We start from the raw sequence: 19,898 nt of genomic DNA, 5'->3' as shown, positions 1-19,898 counted from the left end.
GCCTCGCCAACCAGATATGCGAGGTCAATGCAGTTCAACGGGACGGATACATGGACAAGAATTCACTGACTGAGCGCGACATCTGCAGCAAATACATCACGCCGGCCATCACTGCAGCGGGCTGGGATTTGCACAAGCAGGTCCGTGAGGAAGTCAGCTTTACCAAGGGCCGCATCATCGTCCGTGGCAAGCTGCACAGCCGGGGCGAATCGCGCCGCGCAGACTACATCCTGTATCACCAGGCCAACCTGCCGCTGGCTGTTATCGAAGCCAAGGACAACAAGCATGCCCTCGGCGGCGGTATGCAGCAGGCGCTCGGTTATGCCGAGGCGCTGGATGTGCCGTTCGTATTCTCCAGCAACGGCGACGGCTTCCTCTTCCATGATCGCAGTGGCACCGGCGCGCAAAAGGAAACCGAGCTGAGCCTGGAGCAGTTCCCCAGCCCCGATGAGCTCTGGCAGCGCTATTGCCAGTGGAAGGGCCTGAGTGGTGAAAGCCAGCAGAAAGCCGAAGCCCCGTATTACGACGACGGTTCCGGGCGCATGCCGCGCTACTACCAGATGAACGCCATCAACCGTACCGTCGAGGCCGTGGCGCGCGGGCAGGATCGCATCCTGCTGGTCATGGCCACCGGCACCGGCAAGACCTACACCGCCTTCCAGATCATCTGGCGCTTGTGGAAGTCCGGGCAGAAGAAACGCATCCTCTTCCTCGCCGACCGCAACATCCTCGTCGACCAGACCAAGAACAACGACTTCAAGCCCTTCGGCCAGGCGATGACCAAGATTGCCAAACGGCAGATCGAAAAGTCCTACGAAATCTACCTGTCGCTGTATCAGGCCGTGACCGGCAACGAAGAAGAGAAGAATATCTACAAGCAGTTTTCCCGCGACTTCTTCGACCTCGTGGTGATCGACGAATGCCACCGAGGCAGCGCCTCCGAAGACTCGGCCTGGCGCGAGATTCTCGATTACTTCTCCGGTGCCACCCACATCGGCCTGACTGCTACACCGAAGGAGACCAGAGAGGTTTCCAGCATCACCTACTTCGGTGAGCCGGTGTACAGCTACACCCTCAAGCAAGGCATCGAAGATGGCTTCCTCGCTCCGTACAAAGTGGTGCGCATCGACTTCGACAAAGACCTGCAAGGCTGGCGCCCGCCCAAGGGCACCCGCGACAAGAACGGTGAGCTGATCGAAGACCGCGTCTATGACCTCAAGGACATGGACCGCGACCTGGTGATCGAAGCGCGCACCCAGTTGGTCGCCCGCAAGGTCACCGAATACCTGACCGCCACCGACCCCTTCCAGAAAACCATCATCTTCTGCGACGACATTGACCACGCCGAGCGCATGCGCCAGGCCCTGGTCAACTTCAACCCCAAGCGCGTTGAGGAAAACCGCAAATACGTGATGCGCATTACCGGCGACGACAAGGAAGGCAAGGCCGAGCTGGACAACTTCATCAACCCCGAGTCGCGCTACCCGGTGATCGCCACCACCAGCAAACTCATGACCACCGGCGTTGATGCCCAGACCTGCAAACTGGTGGTGCTCGACCAGCACATCAAATCCATGACCGAGTTCAAGCAGATCATCGGTCGTGGCACCCGTATCAACGAGGATTACGGCAAGTACTGGTTCACCATTATGGACTTCAAGAAAGCCACCGAACTGTTTGCCGACCCGGCCTTCGATGGTGAGCCGGTGGTGATCTACAACCCCGAGGGCGACTCCTCACCGGTGCCGCCGGAAGAAACCGAGGGAGAAGAGGGTGACGTGATCGACGGTGGCGCTGGGCCAACCGAAGGTGACGAAACCACCGGCGGCGCTGACGACGATGGCGGCAAGAAGCGCGTCAAATACGTGATCAATAACGTCGCCGTGCACGTCATTGCCGAGCGCGTGCAGTACTACGGCCCGGACGGGAAGCTGATCACCGAATCGCTACGCGACTACACCCGCAGCTGCGTTAAGAAACAGTTTGCCTCGCTGGATGACTTCCTGCGCCGCTGGAGCGATGCCGAACAGAAGAAAGTCATCATCGATGAACTGGCCGCTCAAGGCGTGATGTGGGAAGCCCTGGACGACGAAGTCTCAGCCAAGCGCGGCCAGCCGCTCGATCCGTTCGACCTGATCTGCCATATCGCCTTCGACCAGCTGCCGCTCACCCGCAAGGAGCGCGCCGAGCAGGTGAAAAAACGCAACTACTTCGCCAAATACTCCGGCGCCGCCCGCCAGGTACTGGAAGCCCTGCTCGACAAATACGCCGACACCGGCGTCGAGCACATCGAAGACATCAAGATTCTTCAGCTGGCGCCATTCAGCCAGATCGGTGCGCCGATTGAGCTGGTCAAGGCCTTTGGCGGCAAACCGGGCTATCAGCAGGCCATTCAGGAGCTTGAGCGACAGCTCTACGGATAACCGATGCCCAAACTTAATTCATTAGAAATCGCAGCTGCGCTCATCCGTAAGGGCTTTGTTCTGACCGTCAAAAATCAACATGCTAACGGGTATGAGCAACCTGATTTTAACGGTCGTGTATTTGTCAAAATGAGCAAAACGGGTGCTCCTGTTACCAAGCAGCCCTTCCTCATTCATCCAGAACATGCCACCGCAGGTAAATGGGACTCCATCAAGGTACTTTCCCCTTCGTTGCCAAATACCGGGTATCGAAACACCAACATGACAGGTTACCCCACCGTAGCTGGCTCTGACAGTAAATTAGCAATTGCATTGGATATCGCTACAGAGGCCGACCTTCATCAACTGCTTGATCTACTCGGTTATAAATCCTCTGTTTCTGCCCTCCAGTCCGCGACTCCTGAATCTTCGGTCTCAATAGAGGAATTTCTAAACGATCCCAACCTCACCGACACCGAACGCGATGCCCTGATCAAAGCGCGCATCGGCCAGAGCGGCTACCGCGACGACCTGCTGGCCTACTGGGGCGGCTGTGCGATTACCGACTGCTGCGTACCGGAGTTGTTGCGGGCCTCGCATATCAAACCCTGGCGTGCTGCCAGCCCGGCCGAGCGGCTTGATCCGTTCAACGGGCTGTTGCTCACCCCCAATCTTGATCTGGCCTTCGACCGTGGCCTGATCAGCTTTGACGATCAGGGGCAGATTCTCCTCGGCGAGGATCTCGACCCCGACAGCGCCCGTGCGCTCAACATCACCCCTTGTCTGCGCTTGCGCCAGATCAAGCCGCAGCATCGCGGTTATCTGGCCTGGCACCGTGAACACCTTTTCAGGAAGTAAGCATGTCCATCAGCAGCACCATTAAATCCATCCAGGACATCATGCGCAAAGACGTCGGCGTCGACGGTGATGCGCAGCGTATCGGCCAGCTTGTGTGGATATTGTTCCTGAAAATCTTCGACGACCGCGAGCAGGAGTGGGAGCTGCTGGATGACGACTACCGCTCGCCGATTCCGGAGAGCTGCCGCTGGCGCACCTGGGCGGCCAACCCGGAGGGCATCACCGGTGATGCACTGAAGGACTTCATCGACAACAACCTGTTCCCGCAGCTGCAGAACCTCCACGAATACAGCACCACGCCGGCCACCTATGTGGTGCGTGGCGTGTTCGAGGATGCCTACAACTACATGAAGTCTGGCCAGTTGATCCGCCAGGTCATCAACAAGATTCAGGAAGGAGTGGACTTCAACAAGGCGCAGGAGCGCCACGCCTTTGGCGACATGTATGAGCAACTGCTGCGCGACCTGCAGAACGCCGGCAATGCCGGTGAGTTCTACACCCCGCGCCCAGTCACCGAATTCATGGTGCGCATGGTCGACCCCAAGCTGGACGAAAAGGTCTTGGACCCGGCCTGCGGCACTGGCGGCTTCCTCACCTGCAGCATCGAGCACAAGCGCAAGCGTTATGTGAAAACCGCCGAAGACGAGCGCACCCTGCAGGCGAGCATCTTCGGCGTGGAGAAAAAACCGCTGCCGCACCTGCTGGCCACCACCAACATGATCCTGCACGGCATTGAGGTGCCTAACCAGATCAAGCACGACAACACCCTGGGGCGCCCGCTGATCAGTTGGGGCCCAGCAGAGCGGGTCGACTGCATCGTCGCCAACCCGCCGTTCGGCGGAATGGAAGAAGACGGCATCGAAACCAACTTCCCCGCTACTTTCCGTACCCGCGAAACCGCCGACCTGTTCCTGGTGCTGATCATGCACCTGCTCAAGGACGGCGGCCGCGCGGCCGTGGTGCTACCCGACGGCTTCCTCTTTGGTGAAGGCATCAAGAGCCGCATCAAGGAAAAGCTGCTCACAGAATGCAACCTGCACACCATCGTCCGCCTGCCCAACGGCGTGTTCAACCCTTACACCAGCATTAAGACCAACCTGCTGTTCTTCACCAAGGGCACACCGACCAAGGACGTATGGTTCTACGAGCACCAGTACCCGGCCGGTTACAAAAGCTACACCAAGACCAGACCCATGCGAGTCGAAGAGTTTGCTGTCGAGGAAGCCTGGTGGGGCAGCGAGGCCGATGGCTTTGCCGCACGCCAGGAGAACGAGTTCGCCTGGAAGGTCAGCATCGACGAGTTGAAAAGCCGCAACTGGAACCTCGACTGCAAGAACCCTCACATCGGCGAACAGATCAGCCACAACCCGGACGAGCTGCTGCGTGACTACGCCGCGCTGCAAGGTGAGATTGGTGAGCTGCGCGATCAGCTCAAGGCCGTGCTGGCCGAGGCCTTTGCCGCACAGGCGGCGGAGCGTGACGTATGAGTACTGTGCTGACCGATAACCTGCCGCTGCTGGCGGGGGCACCAAATGGCATCAAAAAACTGCGTGAGCTGATTCTGGAACTGGCGGTGCGCGGTAAGTTGGTGCCGCAAGATCCGAGTGATGAGCCGGCCAGTGAGTTGCTGAAGCGGATTGCTGAGGAAAAGGCACGGCTGGTGGCGGAGGGGAAGGTCAAGAAGCAGAAGACGTTGGCTGAATTTGGCGAGGAAGCAGAACCGTTTGAACTACCAGCAGGTTGGAGATGGGGGACATTAGCACAAGTGGCATTTGTTAACCCCCGCAATGCTGCGGCAGATTCACTTGAGGTCTCGTTTGTGCCTATGACCTTTATTGGTACGCGCTTCGATGATCAGCATGCGCAAGAGCCTCGCCTGTGGGGGGAAGTGAAACAAGGCTTCACGCATTTCGCAGAGGGCGATATTGGTGTGGCGAAAATTACACCTTGCTTTGAAAACAGCAAGGCATGCGTGTTTTCAAATCTCGTGAATGGACTGGGAGCCGGGACTACCGAACTACACATTGTTCGCCCTGTCGGCGGAACACTTGATCCACGATTTGTGCTGGCCTATCTGAAGTCGCCGCAGTTCTTGCTTGTTGGCGAAACCAAGATGACAGGGACGGCAGGCCAGAAACGCTTGCCAAAAGACTTTGTTGAGACAAATCCGTTTCCACTCCCGCCGCTCGCCGAACAACACCGCATCGTCGCCAAAGTCGATGAGCTGATGGCCCTGTGCGACCTGCTGGAAGCCCGGCAGACCGATGCCGACAGCGCCCATGCCCAACTGGTGCAGGCGCTGGTGAGCAGCCTCGTTCAGGCCTGCGATGCCGAAGACTTTGCGCAAAGCTGGCAGCGCCTGGCCGAGCACTTCCATACCCTGTTCAATACCGAATCCAGCATCGACGTCCTCAAGCAAACCCTGCTGCAACTGGCGGTGATGGGCAAGCTGGTGCCGCAAGATCCCAACGATGAACCAGCCAGTGAGTTGCTTAAGCGGATTGCCGAAAGCAGCGCGCAATTGGTCGCAGGCACGAAGGCAAAAAAAGGAAGTGTTAAGACTGGCATAGCTGTTGAGGGGATTAACGGTATTGGATTGCCGCCCACTTGGTTGTGGGTATCATTTGACGACCTTATAGATCCTGAATATCCAATCGCATACGGCGTTCTGGTTCCTGGGCCAGATGTAGTCGATGGTATCCCTTTCGTTCGTATTGCGGACTTGGATTTAGTAGCTCCTCCCGTGAAACCCGAGAAATCAATCAGTCCTGAAGTAGATAGCCAATTCGAGCGGACTCGAATTCGGGGTGGAGAAATTCTAATGGGGGTTGTGGGTAGCGTCGGCAAGCTAGGCATCGCGCCCGACACATGGGCAGGCGCCAATATCGCTAGAGCAATTTGCCGCATAGTGCCCTGCGGCTATGTATCTAAAAGCTACATTTTGTGGCTTCTACAGAGTGATTTAATGCGACGGCAGTTTTTGGGGGACACGCGAACTCTCGCACAGCCTACGTTGAACGTTGGTCTGATTCGCAGTGCTTCGACACCTCTACCCCCACTCGCCGAACAACACCGCATCATCGCCAAAGTCGACCAACTGATGGCCCTCTGCGATCAACTCAAAGCCCGCCTGAACCAGGTCCGGCAGGTGCACGAGCATCTGGCCAGTGCGCTGGTCGAGCAGGCCGTGGCCTGATTTAACAAGAACACCGATAAGGACATCCTATGCGTCCCGACAAGAAAGCCGTCACCGACCTGTTTACCGAGCGCGCGCAGTACCTGATCCCCTTGTTCCAGCGCGGTTACGTGTGGACGCTGAACGAGCAGGTGCAGCCGCTCTGGGAAGACCTCGTTGACCGCCTGGAGGCTATCGTCCAGCATCAGGCCGATGCAGCCATGGTCGGGGCTGGCCGGCTCAGGCCGCTACGCCGGCACTTTCTCGGCACCGTGGTGATCGGCAGCCTCAAGGGCGGCAGCAGTGATGCCGTGGGCAACCGCGATGTGATCGACGGCCAGCAGCGCATCACCACCCTGCAGATCCTGCTGCTGGCGTTTCGCGACCTGGTGGCGCCGCTGGATGACGAGGCGCTGAGCTACGACCTCAAGCCGCTGACGCAGAATATCGGTAAGTACCGTCAGAGTAGCGATTCGCTCAAGGTGCTGCCGACCAATGTCGGCCGCGATGTGATGCAAGCGCTGGCCGAGCTGGGCAGCGCGGAGAAGGTTTGCGAGCGCTTCCCGGCCAAGGTTGGTCGGCAGTATCAGGAACGCCCGGCGATGGTGCGTGCCTACCTGTTCTTCCACGCCATGCTGGTCTGCCACCTGCGTGGCCTGCGCTACGATGACCCGTTGCCGGGCGCCGCGGCGGATGAAGAGCGCACCGTGGCCCATGCGGTGATTCGCTCCATTGACGCGGACAACCAGCTGAAACTGCCGGGCGCCGACCTGCCGCTGCAGGTGGAGCGCGCCCATGCGCTGCTGGTCACCCTGCGCGAGGGCTTCCAGATCATGTCGCTGGAGCTGGAGGACGAGGACGACCCGCAGATCATCTTCGAAACCCTCAATGCCCGGGGCGCACCGCTGCTGCCGAGCGACCTGATCCGCAACTTCATCTTCCTCCACGCTACACGTAACGGCGAAGACGTGGATGAGCTGTATCGCCAGGGCTGGCAGCACTTCGACGAGACGGTGGACACCAGCACCGGCAAGGGCGCCAAGTTCTGGAAGCAGCAGGAGCGGCAGGGCCGCCTGAAGAACTCGCGACTGGACCTGCTGCTTTACCACTACGTGGGCATGCGCAAGTGCGAGGATCTGAAGGTGGCCCACGTATTCAACGAGTTCAAGGACTGGTGGCAGGATGAGCCGCGCGACACTCAGCGCGAGCTGGCGCGCATCACGCACTTGGCGGGGTATTTCCAGACCTTTATGGTGCCGGGGCAGGCGAGTCGCCTCGATCTGTTCTGCCGGCGTCTGAAGCTGCTGGATGTATCCACGGTGACGCCGCTTGTGCTGTATCTACTGGAGCATCATAAGCCGGATTCCGCGGAGTTCCTGCAGGCCATTGGTGATCTGGAGTCTTACTTGGTGCGCCGCTTTATCTGTGGCTACACCACCAAGAGCTACAACCGCACCTTCCTCAACCGCTTGCTGGTGGAGATGGTGCGCGAGCAGAAGACCGATGCCGCGACATTGCGCGACAAGTTGCTGTCCCTGCAGGGCGACAGCCAGTGCTGGCCGGATGACGAGGCCTTCGCCCTTAACTGGTGCCATCGCGCTCTTTACCAGGGCCGCAACACCAGCAAGGTCCGTGCGGTTCTCGAGGCGCTGGAGCTGTCCATGCGCGGTAGCAAGCAGGAGAGCCTGGTGCTACCTGATGGCCTGACCGTGGAGCATGTGTTGCCGCAGAAGTGGCAAACGAACTGGCCGCTCGCCGAGGACACACCAGAGAACCAGGAAAGGCGCCGTCGCCTGCTGCACAGTATCGGCAACCTCACACTGGTGACCCAGGCCTTCAACTCCGCCCTGAGCAACGAACCCTTTGCCGTGAAGCGGCAGGAGATCGTGACCACCAGCCTGCTGATGCTCAACACCCACTTCCAGCGCTATGGCGACAACGATTCCTGGGATGAGGAAGATATCGTGGTGCGAGCGGACAGCCTGTTTGCATCCGCGCTGAAGATTTGGCCGATGCCGAAGTGATGCTGGAATTACTGATTATTCGAATAACGTTTTTGGGTGCCCTGACATGATGGACCTGCTGCAACACCTGATTCCTGACTTCGCCCATATGTTCAGCGCCAACCCCAATGGCATCAGTGCCTGGTTCTGGTTGGCCACTGCGCTTGTCTTTGTTTTTTCCCTGTGGGCGCTGGTGGTGCATTACCGCCGCTTCAGCGCGCGGATGCAGGCTCTGCACTCGCTGCTGGAAGGGCAGAGCAAGGAGACGCTAGCGCAGAACCGCCGGGAAACCCTACAGAGGGCGGGGGAGCTCAAGGCGCCGAATGTAGGCATGCTCTGGCGTGAGTTCGACGAGAGCCTAGTGCTGTCCTCGGATCAGAAGCAGCTGTTCAACACGCTGGATGCCGAGCACTTCTTCAACCCGCGTACGCTGGCTGGTGGTTTGACGGCCAGCCGGTTGCTGGCGGCAGCGCCAAGCTTTCTTGTGGCCATCGGCGTGCTGGGTACCTTCGTCGGTCTGACCGTTGGTCTGGAAGGGCTGGTAGGCAGCACGGGCGAGATCGAAGCGCTCAAGGGCGGGATCAACAAGCTGATCTCCGGTGCTGCCGTGGCCTTTATGACCTCGGTCTGGGGTGTGCTGTTCAGCCTGCTGCTCAACTTCATCGAGAAGATGTTCGAGCGTGCGGCGCTGCAGGGGATTCAAGCGCTACAGCACGATGTGGATGCGCTGTATCCGCGCATTCCCGCCGAGCAGTCGCTGGTGCACATCGCCGAATACGGCAAGGAGAGCAAGGAGGCGCTGCAGGAGCTGCACGAGCGCATCGGCGAGCGCCTGCAGGAAACCCTGACCGGCATGAACGAGGCGATGCAGACCGCCCTCACTGATGCCCTGAACAACATTATGGCGCCGGCCATTCAGACCTTGGTCAGCACCACCAGCCAGCAGTCCACTCAGGTGCTGGAAAGCCTGGTAGGCAACTTTATGGAAGGCATGACCTCGGTTGGCCGTGAGCAGGGCCAGCAGATGCAGCAGGCAGCGGCTAATGTGAATGCCGCCGTGAGTGGCATGAGCGAGCAGCTGAATCAGTTGTTCAGCAGCCTCAGCGAGCAGCAGAGCCAGCAGATGGCGGTGGCGCAGCAGCAAAGCTCGGCCTTCGAGGCGCAATTGCAGCGCATTAGCGGTTCTGCTGATGATCGTCAGGCGCAGATGGAGCAGCGCTTCAGCGAGTTGATGGCGGGCCTGAGCGGCCAGCTACAGAGTCAACTGGGTGCGGCGCAGCAGCGTGACGAAGAGCGCCAGGCGCTGTTCGAGCGGGTATTGGGGCAGGCCAGCAGCAGCCAGACGGCGATGCTGGAGCAGTTCTCCCATTCGACCCGTGAGCAGATGCAGGCGATGGCCGAGGCCGGCAACGAGCGCCATAACAATCTGGGGAAGGTGTTCTCCCGTTTGATGATGAACCTCAACACTCAGCTCGATACACAGATGGGCGCCGCCGAGCAGCGTGAGCAGGCTCGCGCGCAACGGCATGAGCAGCAACAGGCCGAGCTGCTCGAACGCCAGCAGCTGATGCTGGGCAGCCTGGGGCAGAGCAGCCAGCAGCAGATCAATGCACTCAACGAGGCGGCGGCGCAGCAACAACGTGAATTGCAGAGCACCGTGGACAAGTTGCTGGGTGGCCTGACCACGCAGATCGGCACCCAGGGTGAGCAGGCCGAGGCTCGCGAGCTGGCGCGGCAGGAGCGCTTCCAGCAGCAGCTTGAGCAGGTTGCCCTGCAGCAGCAGGAGTTGCTGGCCGGTTTGGCCAGTGCCGTGCAGGCCACTCAGCAGCAGAGCCGCCTGATGGCGGAGCAGCACCAGCAGTTGCTCGGCCAGCTCAAGCAGGCAACCGAGGCGGCTGCGCAGAGCAGCAAGCATATGGACAGCAGTGCCAATCAGCTTGGCCTGCTATCGACCAACGTGCGCTCGGCCGCCGAACTGTTGGGCCAGCGCCTGGAACAGGTGACTGCACGCATCGAGCAGGCAGGCGGGCAGAACGCCGAACTGGCTGGCCAGCTGCAGCAGCAGGCGACGATCCTGGCGCAGTTGCAGGGCACCCTGCTGGAAGGCGCTCAGCGCTTTGAACAGGCTGCCAGCGAGGCGCGTAACGGCTTTGGCGAGATGAAAACGACCCAGCAGGAATTCCTCGCCGGGGTGCGCCATGAGTTTACCTCGCTGGGCGTGGCGCTGCGTGAGCAGGTCGAGGCGGTGGAGAAGCAGGCCGAGGAGTGGCTGCGTAGCTATGCCGGTGAGGTGCGCGTGCAGACGGATGACCGCATGAACAAGTGGAATGAGGTCTCTCAGAACTATGCGGATCAGATGCACCGCATCGTGCAGAACATGAGCAGCATTCTGGATGAGCTGGAGGCACGCTAATGCGTCTGGGCAAAGCCAAAGAGGTCAGCGTCGACGAGGAAAATCCGTACTGGATGTCCTTCTCGGACATCATGTCGGCGTTGCTAGTGATCTTTATTCTGGCCTCGGTGATTCTGATCCTGCAGTTGATGGAGATTCAGCAGGAGCTGAAGGAGCGGCAGGTTCAGTTCGAGGAAGAAATCGTCGAGCTGAAAAAAGCTGAGCAGGTGCGCCGCACCATTCTGGATGAAGCGGTTGAGGCCCTGCGCCGTCGCGGCATCAAGGTCGAGGTCAGCGAAAATCATACGGTACTGAGTATTCCCAACGATCTGCTCGGGTTCGACAGCGGCGCCTATGACATTCATGCCGCTTACCAGGAACGTGCGCTGGAGATCGGCAAGGTGATCTATGAGGTGATCGCCCGTGATGACAGGATTGAGTATCTCGATACCATCTTCATCGAGGGCCATACCGACAATCGGCCGTTCCCGGGGTTTATGGGCAAGGGCAACTGGGGGCTCTCAACCTTCCGCGCCATTTCTTTGTGGCAGTTCTGGGGCGCTGCCCTGCCAGGTGATGAGCAACTGGCCAGCCTGAACAACAAGGATGGCAAGCCACTGTTCTCGGTCAGTGGTTACGGTGAAACCCGGCCGGTGGTGGTAGACCAGCAGGCGGAAGAAGACTTCAAGCGTAACCGCCGTATCGACATCCGCTTCACCATTCGCCGCCCGGACAGCGCTCAGTACGAGCAGGTGCGTCAGCGCCTGGAAGAGGTGCAGCCGTGAAGTTGCCCCCGCTGCATATGCCCGTGGTCGAGTGGCCTGCCAGGACAATTGAAGTCTGGCAGACTCTGATCGAAAAGGGGGCCAGGATGGCGGCAGCGACAGGGCAGGGTGATGCGTTCGAGGCAATGCTGGCGCGTTTGCGCGATATGGCCAGCACCGGGCGTTTTGACGGCTTGCCGGCGTTGCTCAAACGCCGGCTTACCGCGCGAGCGCTGACCTGGTTGTGGTTGAACGACGAGGTTATCGGCAGGCGCCTGTTCAGTGTCCGCTTGCTCACTGTGCTGGTGGAGGCGCAGCAGCCGAGGCTGACGCGCATTACTCTGCAGCAACTGGCGCAGTTCTACTTCCGTCGCTTCGACAAGCTGGACGAGCACGAGGGGCTGCGTGAGAAGCTTGAGCAGGTTTTGCTGCAGCAACTGCAATTGTTGCCTGAACCCAGAGTCAGCGGGCCGCAAGCCGATCCGCTGTTAACCCTCAAGCGTGATGGACATTGGTTGTTGCCGCTTGACGGCCCGGTACAACTGGTCGAGCAGGTTCGCGACAGCGGCCATGAGCTGAGTGCAACCTTTGAGGCTCTGGGTCTTCAGGGCTTTGACGATGGGCGCTATGGCGATATCTGCCGGGCGCACTTCTACCTGGAGACCCTGCGAGGGCTTTCGCCCGGTGAGTATGACCCGGTGCTGGACGAACTGCAGAAACCCTCTGTGGCCAAGGCGCCCTACGAGGGCGAGCGGCGAATCGGACATATCGCGCTGGAGATTTTGATCGACCGCGTCGGGCAGGAACCGGGCGATGCCTGGTTGAACTTTATCCTCAATCTGGCGGGGGATCCGCGTATTTCCCGCAACTCGGCCAATTACCGAGAGTGGTGGCAGTTCCTCGGTGACGAGCGGGTGCATAAGGTTCGGGGATGGTTGTCCAAGGAAGACTTGCGTCTGTTTTTGCAGGCGGTGGAACAGTTCGGTATCGAAACTCAGAACGACGATCTGCAGCGAATGTTCCCTGCACGCAAGCAGTTCCTGGAAGGCCTCTTCAAGCTCAAGCTGATCCGCAATACCCGTTTGCTGCTTGGTGGGCGGGCGCAGCATTCAGTCAACCGCATCCTCGGCAAAGAGGTCAAGACCACATTTGCTCGTATGGACGGGCAGATGAACGACAAGGCGGTGATCTATCTCGATTGCGGAGATTTCCACCTGGTCGAGGGCTCGCACAGCTTCAGAGTTTGGGTTTATCTCGCCTCGCCGGGCGAGGCTCTGCGCTCCTATGAGCGCTCAAGTTTCAGTCACGCTGATCTGACCACGGCTATTCCTCAAGCCTACAAGCTGCTTTATCCCAGCCTGCCCTATGATGCCTTCACGCATCACCCGCCGCTTTCCTGGCAGAACAGAGTGTTCAGCTTCCTGGCTGATAACGGTATCGCTCTGGATATCGAGCAGTTGCTCAATCGCAGTGACTACCAGTCTTACCTGCGCAAGTTTGGTATGCCTGTGGTCAATGCCAGGCGTACAGCAGTGCCGCCTCCTCGACAGGTAGATTCTCCTGCAGAGCCGGCGCGTTCCGCTGCTGACAGGACTGAGGCGACAATGCTGTCAGCGCCTCAGGGGCGTGCGCCTGTAGCACAGGTAACGAGAGAATCCAGAGCTACTCCTGCACAAGAACCATTGGCTTCGCGTGCTGTGACGTCTTCTCCGTCTTCTTCAGTACGGCAAGGCACTCAGCAGCATTATCCCGTAGTGCCGCGCTATATAAGTCCTTCCGTAGTGAATGCTCCTGTCACGGCTCCTCCGATGCAGGCAAGCGAAGGACGGCTGGCAGGGTTGAAACCCTCGGCCCTGAAGATACTGCGCTACTTTGTGGATAACCCAGGCGATAAAGTCCGCTATGCGGCGAATGTGTTCGGTGTCGAAACGCGAGAAATCAATCAGATCTTGTATGGCCCATTGAAGGACATGTGCGTGCGCGATGAGCAGTACGGCTGGACGGTGAATGAGGCAGCACGTCTCGCGCTTGAGGCGTTGGATGAACAGGAAGGGGCCGAATAGATGGGTTTGATGGATATTTTCCGCTCGCTCATCGGTGAGCGGGATGGCGCGTTGAGTACTCAGCAGGGCTTTCAGTCGCAACCGGACTCCAATGGCTTGAACTTCTTCATGCCCATACCGGCCTTCCAGGCGTTGCAAACTGGGCAGGGTAGTGCGCTGGCAAAAGTACAGTTGATCGTGTTCAACATGCTGACTGAGCAGGGTATTGCTGAAACCACCGCTAACGGTTTCCACATCGGTGTCGAAGATGTTTCGGGGATGGACCTTGAGCAGGCGGAAATCCTGCGCTTGCCAAGGCGCTTGCCGGGGCGCTTTCTGACCTCGATCAGTGGACGCACAGGCAACAGTGGTTTTCGTGTGGCGATCACCTTGGAAATGCCGGATGGCGCTGCCAGCTTCACACGCAAAGGCCCTTATTTGTTCCTGACCAGCAGTGAGTGCTACTGGCTGACGCCGGCTGAAATGATGGGTTTGCAGGCCTGGGAGCGGCATGAGGCGCTGCTGCCGGAGCAGCGTGGTGAGGCGGCCAATCTGCGTTTGATGGCTGAACTGCAGACCGCCGCACGCAGCGGTATGCGCATTGACCTGAGCCACTTCGAGCGGCTGGATGTGGTGGTGCCGGAGAACATCGGGGTTATCGCCACGCGCTTGCCAGATGGCAGCCTTCAGCTCTGCCCTAGCCTGGGGGATGGCTCCACTGCTGATCAGTTGGAGAAACGCTGGTCGCAGTTGGACATGACGGCCGATGGCGGCGTGCTGCGGATTGACAATCGTGTGCTGTTGCTGGATCAGGCGAGGATGGAGGGTATCCGCAATGTGCTGGCGAACAAGCGTATTCCGGCTAACCAGGTAAACGAGTTTATTGCGACGCCCACGGCGTTTCTCGATGCTGCGCTGGTCAATCTGGAGGTGGGCTTCTCCGCCCGGGTTGCGGGCATCGGCAAGCTTCAGCACATGGACTTCGGCGCGCTGGATGCAACTAAGAATGACTGGTTTGCACTGGACAAACGCCCGGCACCTGCCGCTATTCTGGGCAAGCTGATTCAGTCTCCCGAGGATTTGCAGCGCTTCGAAGGGGTACTGCAGGCGGCTAATGAACAGGGCGCGACGAGTGTGGCGTTTGCTGGCGAGGTGATCGATATCTCCGATGCCCCGGCCGTTCAGCAGGAGCTGGCCAAGGCTCGCCAGAACATGCACCCGGTCAGCGATAGCGAATCGCGTGACGAGGAGTATGAGCCCCCGAAAGGCAAGGAAAAGGTCGGGGTCATTCTCAAGGATGCCGACGAGATAAATTCTGCACTGTTGCACAAGGCGGCTGCTGCAACGCCGTTGACTGTGCCCGACTGGTCGGTTTATGCCCGGCAGCCGTTCCCTCATCAGCGTGAGGGGATCGAGTGGATGTTGAAACTGATGGGTGCTGCCTTGCAGGATGAAGCGGATGACCTGTATCGCCTGCAGGGTGGTCTGTTGGCTGATGACATGGGCCTCGGCAAAACCTACATGTCGCTGGTTACGGTCGGGGAATATCTGGCCAGTCAGCGCGCGGCTGACAAACCACAGAAACCAGTTCTGGTGGTGGCGCCGCTGAGCCTGCTGGAAAACTGGGAGGATGAAGTCGGCAAGACTTTCGCCGGCATTCCGTTCCGCGATGTGGTGGTGCTGCAATCGGGGCGGAGTCTGCGCGACTATCGCGTCAACGGTGCTGAGCGCGAATCGGTGCAGTTGGCGTCTATGATCGATGACAGCAGTGACATGATGGATGAGCAGAGCATTCGCTATGCGCTTCATGTAGGGCCGGAAGCTGGTGTGCATCGTCTGGATATGGATCGCCGCTTGGTACTGACGACCTACCAGACCCTGCGCGATTATCAGTTCTCTCTGTGCCGTATCGACTGGGGCATGGTCATCTTCGACGAGGCGCAGAACATCAAGAACCCCAATGCGCTACAGACTATTGCGGCCAAAGGGCTCAAGGCGGATTTCAAACTGCTGGCAACCGGCACGCCGGTAGAAAACAGCCTGGGCGATTTCTGGTGCCTGATGCATACGGTGCAGCCCGGTTTGCTGGGGGGATGGGAAAACTTCCGCGATACCTGGATCAAGCCGATCCTGGCTGCCAGCGATGATGAGCGAGATGAGGTCCGGGCGTATTTAGGCGAGCAGCTGCGGCGTGCGGTTGGCATATTCATGCTACGTCGGGTGAAAGAGGATCAGCTCAAGGGCCTGCCAACCAAGACCATTCTCAGTGGTGTCGAGCAAGCTGATCATGGCCTGCAACGGCATGCGACGCAGTTGGGTGTGGTGATGAAAGGCAACCAGTTGCAGATCTACGATGAAGTCCTCAACAGCTACCGGGCGCGACGTGCGAGTGCTGAGGATATGCGGGGTACCGCACTGGCAGCATTGACTCAGCTGCGCTCGATTTCCCTGCACCCACGCCTGGAGAATGAGCCGGCGCTGTACAGCGAGGACGGCAAGCAAGCGCGGCAACTGATGATGGAGTCCGGCAAGCTGGCGGTGATGCTGCAGTTGCTCGATGAGATCCGTAGCAAGGGTGAAAAGGTCATTTTATTCATGATGACCAAGCGTCTGCAGCGAGTCCTCAAGCTCTGGCTGGACCAGATCTATGGCTTGAATGTATCTGTTATCAATGGCGATACCAAAGCGGTCGCGACACGTGCGGAAGACATGACGCGCAAGCGGCTGATTGCCGAATTTGAAGCCCACAGCGGTTTCAATGTACTGATCATGTCGCCAGTCGCTGCGGGGGTCGGTCTGACCGTGATCGGGGCCAATCATGTGGTGCATCTGGAGCGCCACTGGAACCCGGCCAAAGAGGCACAGGCATCTGACCGGGTTTACCGGATCGGCCAGACCAAACCGGTATTCATTCACCTGCCTGCTGTCACTCATCCCCAGTTTGATTCATTCGATGTGCACCTTGACCGCTTGTTGCGCGGAAAACTGATGCTCAAGGATGCCGTTGTGACGCCGGAGTCGGTCAGTGAAGGTGAGATGATTCAGTCGATGGGCCTTTAAAGAATCTGTACGGGCGAGGTGAAAGGGGGATAGATTTATTGATGGACTGCCTACCCTCGATTCGAGCGTCAGATTAGCAATCCTCGGCCGCTCCCTAATCGCTTCCAGATCAATAGGGCGGTGAGTCGATAGTAATACCGGGTGGCGTCGGAATGGTCTTTCAGGTGCTGAGTGAGAAACCAGCGCACATGCTTGAGCTGCCAGGTCCAGGGATTATCGCGTTGCCATCGCTGTTGAATGGCTGCTTGCATGATTCGTGCTTGGCGTAGGTGACGTTGCTGCGTGGCCTTTGAGCCGGTCAGTACGCCGCTCAGGAACAGCGTCATATCGAAGGGTTTGCTCATGTTCTCCCGCCAATGTAGGCCGACACCACATCGATCCGGTTATGCCCGAGCTCTAGGCTGATTTGTTGGCGAGCCTGTTGATCAAGGTCACGGTCAATGCGATAGCAGTGGCCGCCATTGACCGGTGCGGCGTGGCCCGTGAGCTGCTCGTAACGTTCGCAGGCGTAAGCTGCGCGCAGTTCATGAAAACTCTTCAGCCCGTGTGCGTGCAGCGTTTCGCGGGCGGGGAGCACGGTTTGGTGAAGAAATAAGGCGTAGCTTTCGTCTCGGGCCAGCAAGTTGCGGCTGCCGGTCGGCGATGCCTGACGAGCCAACTGCAGGGCTGTTTTCACCGCTTCACTGGTCACGACCCATCGCGGCGCTGATGAGCCTGAACGGCCGCCTTTGGTGCCGTCCTGGATGTTGATGCGGTCTAAGCGTTCGGCTTCGCGGTGTAAGCGTGGCAGGTCAGCCAGGATCGCTTCGCGCAGGCGCATGCCGGTTGCTCGAGCTAAAAGGACTATGGCGGCTACCCGATCGTGTTGCTGTTCGCTGAGCATCTCAGCCAGTCGCTGCACCTGTTGGTGATCTTGTCCATCCGGCGCGCGACTGCGTACGCTCGAGCGCTGCTGTCTCAACGCCCGACTCGGGCTGGCGATCCTAACATCCTGATCACCGCGCAGCGCAGCAAGGGTGCGGTTGACGCTGCTCAGGCGGTTCTGCGCGGTGGCGATGCAGAGTGCACCTTGCTGAATCTGATGGCGCAGATACTCGGTGTAGTCTTGTAGCGTCTGTCTATCGATCTGGCGCGCATCGTTGTAGCCGGGACCGTTCTCTGAGCGGCACCAGCGCACGAAGGCTTGCCAGCGATCGTTGTGCGCTTTCACGGTGGCGAAGTGGCCGCCGGCAAACAGATCTTCCAATGCCTGCCTACCGGCGTAGCTCAGTTGGCGACCATAGCCAAAGTTGCGACCGTCACGCCGACCGACCAGCGCCATTGTCTTCACCTTGATCGTTGGTTTGTAGATTCAGCAGCAGGGCTTTCCAGTGGGCACTGACGCTGTCCAACTGTCCCCAGTGCGCTGGGCGGATGAGAAGGGCATTTTCGCTGTGTTGCAGCAAAGCCCCTTCTCCTTGCAATTGCTCGATGAGCCGAGCGAGGTCGATTGACTCAGATGTTGGAGCGGCGACAGCGGCGACACGGGCGACAACCCCTGCCGCATCTTGATTGGCACGTGGCGACAAAGTGGTGGCAGTGGCGGCGACACACCGTAACTCGGTCGGCGAGCGATGTTGCGCCTGGTAGCGACGCACGGCGTCATTGAGTCGGAACATGGCGCACCTCGAATATGTCCCCGTCATTGTCCAGCCAGTTATGGGCAACCAGTTGCAGCAATAACTCGAAGGTGTGCCGCGTGCTTTTACGGGCAAAGCGGGGGCCGTTGCGCGTAAGGTCGCGCAGGCGAAACGGTGGCCAGTTCTTCTTTATCAACCAGCGCAGCAGGCAATCAGCCTCTGCGCGAAGCTTATTCAGTGGTTCCTGTTCAGTCAGTCGTTGGTTCTCGGCCAGGTAGTAATCCATCAGCGTAGAGGCGCGCTGAATGTGCACTTCTTCCAAGACGGTCGATTCCTCAACCACCGCCACCACACCAGCCATGCGAAGAACGTTCGCGGCGGCTTTGCCCGCAGCAGCTTGGATGTTGACCAGCTCGCCGAACTCCCCTGACTCGCATTCAATGGTGTCGTGAATGGCAATCCATGCTTCACGGGCGCGGGGGCTTAACTCTAGGGTTACAGGGTTGAGGCCGCCGTCTTTATGGCGTGACCAAGGCTTCTGCATGAGCGCGGCAATGCGCTGCTGGTACAGGTGCACCGTTGGATCTCGGGTCAGGTCGATGGCTTTGTACAGCCGTTGTCCAACCAGACGCTCTGGCCAACTGATCAGGCAGCGTCCCAGGATGCCCTGGTCTTTGATATCAGCGTCCTGCAGCAAGCGGTCTGCCAGGCGGGGCTGAAGCATCAAGTGCATGCTGAGGCGGCGATCATAGGCACGCAGACTTTCCCCAGCCATCGCGCGCGACCGATCAATCGGGCTTCCGTCCCACAGCGTCGACAAGTGAGTGATCGCCTTGATCATGTTGTCTTTGCTCATGGTGCTGCCGCCCAAAAACTGCCCGCCTTCATCGCTGAACAGCCCCATGCTCGGCAAACCATGGCACAGACTTTTGACCAGACCTTCAATGGTTGGCTCAGCACTGAGCAGTCTTGGTTGGACTGGTTCAGGTTGGGCATCTGACGCTGCCTGTGCGGATTTTTTCGAGGTCGGTGATTTAGCGGTGATACTCATTGCAGCGCGGTGTGCCTTGAGTTGTTCGCCATAGGCGATCCACTGCTGTCTCTCCCAGTCGCGTACGGCCTGCAGCGCAATATGGTCCACCGCGCTTTTGCGATCACCCGAGCAAGCCACCGTCAGCAAGTACAGCGACAACGGATAGATTCGGCCGTCGAGGTGAACATTGGCGTGCGCCTGGCTCGCCAAAGCTGCCGTGGCTAGAGCGGATTGCGCGGCCATGGCGCAGGGCACGCCGATCACATCGGCCATGCGTTCCACGGCAGGCCCCAATAGATCGCCCAGCGCCACGACCGGGTAGGGTAGGGGCGTTATCTGCTGTTCCAACAAGCGGCGTGGTGGCCCTTGTACTTCGCGCAGTTGCATAGCCTTCCTCCATAAATTACCGACCTCTCCCTCACGTCGTCCCGCCAAGAATGCTGAGTGTTATCAGGGATCAAGGCCCCTGCGACCTGTGAGGGTGTCCACTGACGCGGGACTGGCGGCTCCTTACTACCAGGAGCGAGGGCATCCCATGATCTGGCCTCCT

13 protein-coding genes are annotated in these 19,898 nt (G+C 59.1%); 9 read left to right on the top strand and 4 right to left on the bottom strand.

Annotation, left to right across the window (positions count from 1 at the left end; all coding sequences use genetic code 11):
* Positions 1 to 50: 50 nt before the first annotated feature.
* From hsdR to ACIQUF_RS22180, 9 genes are read left to right on the top strand one after another with little or no spacing between them, the layout of a single operon-like run.
* On the top strand, positions 51 to 2,423 hold the full coding sequence (gene hsdR / locus ACIQUF_RS22220; protein ID WP_403135484.1) for an EcoAI/FtnUII family type I restriction enzme subunit R: 2,373 nt from the start codon (positions 51 to 53) through the stop codon (positions 2,421 to 2,423).
* A gap of 3 nt (positions 2,424 to 2,426) precedes the next feature.
* Entirely contained in the window at positions 2,427 to 3,260 is an 834-nt protein-coding gene (locus tag ACIQUF_RS22215) for an HNH endonuclease (RefSeq protein ID WP_403135481.1), read from the top strand.
* 2 nt (positions 3,261 to 3,262) lie between these two features.
* Positions 3,263 to 4,747 (top strand): class I SAM-dependent DNA methyltransferase, encoded by a 1,485-nt coding sequence (locus ACIQUF_RS22210; RefSeq protein ID WP_200928822.1) that lies wholly within the window; start codon positions 3,263 to 3,265, stop codon positions 4,745 to 4,747.
* Complete coding sequence (locus ACIQUF_RS22205) at positions 4,744 to 6,456, top strand: restriction endonuclease subunit S (RefSeq protein ID WP_403135476.1); 1,713 nt, start codon at positions 4,744 to 4,746, stop codon at positions 6,454 to 6,456. The genes ACIQUF_RS22210 and ACIQUF_RS22205 overlap by 4 nt, the downstream gene beginning before the upstream one ends.
* 29 nt (positions 6,457 to 6,485) lie before the next feature.
* Positions 6,486 to 8,459, top strand: coding sequence for a DUF262 domain-containing protein (locus ACIQUF_RS22200; protein WP_200928820.1), 1,974 nt, complete (start codon positions 6,486 to 6,488; stop codon positions 8,457 to 8,459).
* Positions 8,460 to 8,505: 46 nt separating this feature from the next.
* Complete coding sequence (gene zorA / locus ACIQUF_RS22195) at positions 8,506 to 10,851, top strand: anti-phage ZorAB system protein ZorA (protein ID WP_403135473.1); 2,346 nt, start codon at positions 8,506 to 8,508, stop codon at positions 10,849 to 10,851.
* On the top strand, positions 10,851 to 11,615 hold the full coding sequence (locus ACIQUF_RS22190) for a flagellar motor protein MotB (RefSeq protein ID WP_403135471.1): 765 nt from the start codon (positions 10,851 to 10,853) through the stop codon (positions 11,613 to 11,615). The genes zorA and ACIQUF_RS22190 overlap by 1 nt, the downstream gene beginning before the upstream one ends.
* A complete protein-coding gene (locus ACIQUF_RS22185) occupies positions 11,612 to 13,657 on the top strand; it encodes an EH signature domain-containing protein (protein ID WP_403135469.1) in 2,046 nt (681 codons plus the stop codon). Before ACIQUF_RS22190 ends, ACIQUF_RS22185 begins: the two co-directional genes overlap by 4 nt.
* A complete protein-coding gene (locus tag ACIQUF_RS22180; RefSeq protein WP_403135466.1) occupies positions 13,658 to 16,696 on the top strand; it encodes a DEAD/DEAH box helicase in 3,039 nt (1,012 codons plus the stop codon).
* Positions 16,697 to 16,764: 68 nt separating this feature from the next.
* On the opposite strand, the gene ACIQUF_RS22175 is transcribed toward ACIQUF_RS22180, so the two are convergent.
* The 4 genes from ACIQUF_RS22175 to ACIQUF_RS22160 are packed head-to-tail and all read right to left on the bottom strand — an operon-like array spanning position 16,765 to position 19,735.
* Positions 16,765 to 17,040 (bottom strand): hypothetical protein, encoded by a 276-nt coding sequence (locus ACIQUF_RS22175; RefSeq protein ID WP_403135464.1) that lies wholly within the window; start codon positions 17,038 to 17,040, stop codon positions 16,765 to 16,767.
* Positions 17,037 to 18,017, bottom strand: a complete 981-nt coding sequence (locus tag ACIQUF_RS22170; protein ID WP_403135463.1) for an integrase domain-containing protein — start codon at positions 18,015 to 18,017, stop codon at positions 17,037 to 17,039. The genes ACIQUF_RS22175 and ACIQUF_RS22170 overlap by 4 nt, the downstream gene beginning before the upstream one ends.
* Complete coding sequence (locus tag ACIQUF_RS22165; RefSeq protein WP_403135460.1) at positions 17,995 to 18,354, bottom strand: hypothetical protein; 360 nt, start codon at positions 18,352 to 18,354, stop codon at positions 17,995 to 17,997. Before ACIQUF_RS22165 ends, ACIQUF_RS22170 begins: the two co-directional genes overlap by 23 nt.
* A complete protein-coding gene (locus tag ACIQUF_RS22160; protein ID WP_403135458.1) occupies positions 18,338 to 19,735 on the bottom strand; it encodes a YfjI family protein in 1,398 nt (465 codons plus the stop codon). Before ACIQUF_RS22160 ends, ACIQUF_RS22165 begins: the two co-directional genes overlap by 17 nt.
* Positions 19,736 to 19,898: the final 163 nt, after the last annotated feature.

It is taken from the genome of Pseudomonas sp. NPDC090233 (assembly GCF_044772285.1).
Lineage (GTDB): Bacteria > Pseudomonadota > Gammaproteobacteria > Pseudomonadales > Pseudomonadaceae > Aquipseudomonas.
Note: the sequence above shows the minus strand (reverse complement) of the source record. Positions and strands in the feature narration are given on the sequence as shown.

Excerpts from the sequence above, each read along its gene's own strand:
- ACIQUF_RS22215 (WP_403135481.1), top strand. The coding sequence starts at position 2,427 with ATGCCCAAACTTAATTCATTAGAAATCGCAGCTGCGCTCATCCGTAAG.
- hsdR (WP_403135484.1), top strand. The coding sequence starts at position 51 with ATGGACAAGAATTCACTGACTGAGCGCGACATCTGCAGCAAATACATC.
- ACIQUF_RS22170 (WP_403135463.1), bottom strand. The coding sequence starts at position 18,017 with ATGGCGCTGGTCGGTCGGCGTGACGGTCGCAACTTTGGCTATGGTCGC.
- ACIQUF_RS22205 (WP_403135476.1), top strand. The coding sequence starts at position 4,744 with ATGAGTACTGTGCTGACCGATAACCTGCCGCTGCTGGCGGGGGCACCA.
- zorA (WP_403135473.1), top strand. The coding sequence starts at position 8,506 with ATGATGGACCTGCTGCAACACCTGATTCCTGACTTCGCCCATATGTTC.
- ACIQUF_RS22190 (WP_403135471.1), top strand. The coding sequence starts at position 10,851 with ATGCGTCTGGGCAAAGCCAAAGAGGTCAGCGTCGACGAGGAAAATCCG.
- ACIQUF_RS22180 (WP_403135466.1), top strand. The coding sequence starts at position 13,658 with ATGGGTTTGATGGATATTTTCCGCTCGCTCATCGGTGAGCGGGATGGC.
- ACIQUF_RS22175 (WP_403135464.1), bottom strand. The coding sequence starts at position 17,040 with ATGAGCAAACCCTTCGATATGACGCTGTTCCTGAGCGGCGTACTGACC.
- ACIQUF_RS22200 (WP_200928820.1), top strand. The coding sequence starts at position 6,486 with ATGCGTCCCGACAAGAAAGCCGTCACCGACCTGTTTACCGAGCGCGCG.
- ACIQUF_RS22210 (WP_200928822.1), top strand. The coding sequence starts at position 3,263 with ATGTCCATCAGCAGCACCATTAAATCCATCCAGGACATCATGCGCAAA.
- ACIQUF_RS22165 (WP_403135460.1), bottom strand. The coding sequence starts at position 18,354 with ATGTTCCGACTCAATGACGCCGTGCGTCGCTACCAGGCGCAACATCGC.
- ACIQUF_RS22160 (WP_403135458.1), bottom strand. The coding sequence starts at position 19,735 with ATGCAACTGCGCGAAGTACAAGGGCCACCACGCCGCTTGTTGGAACAG.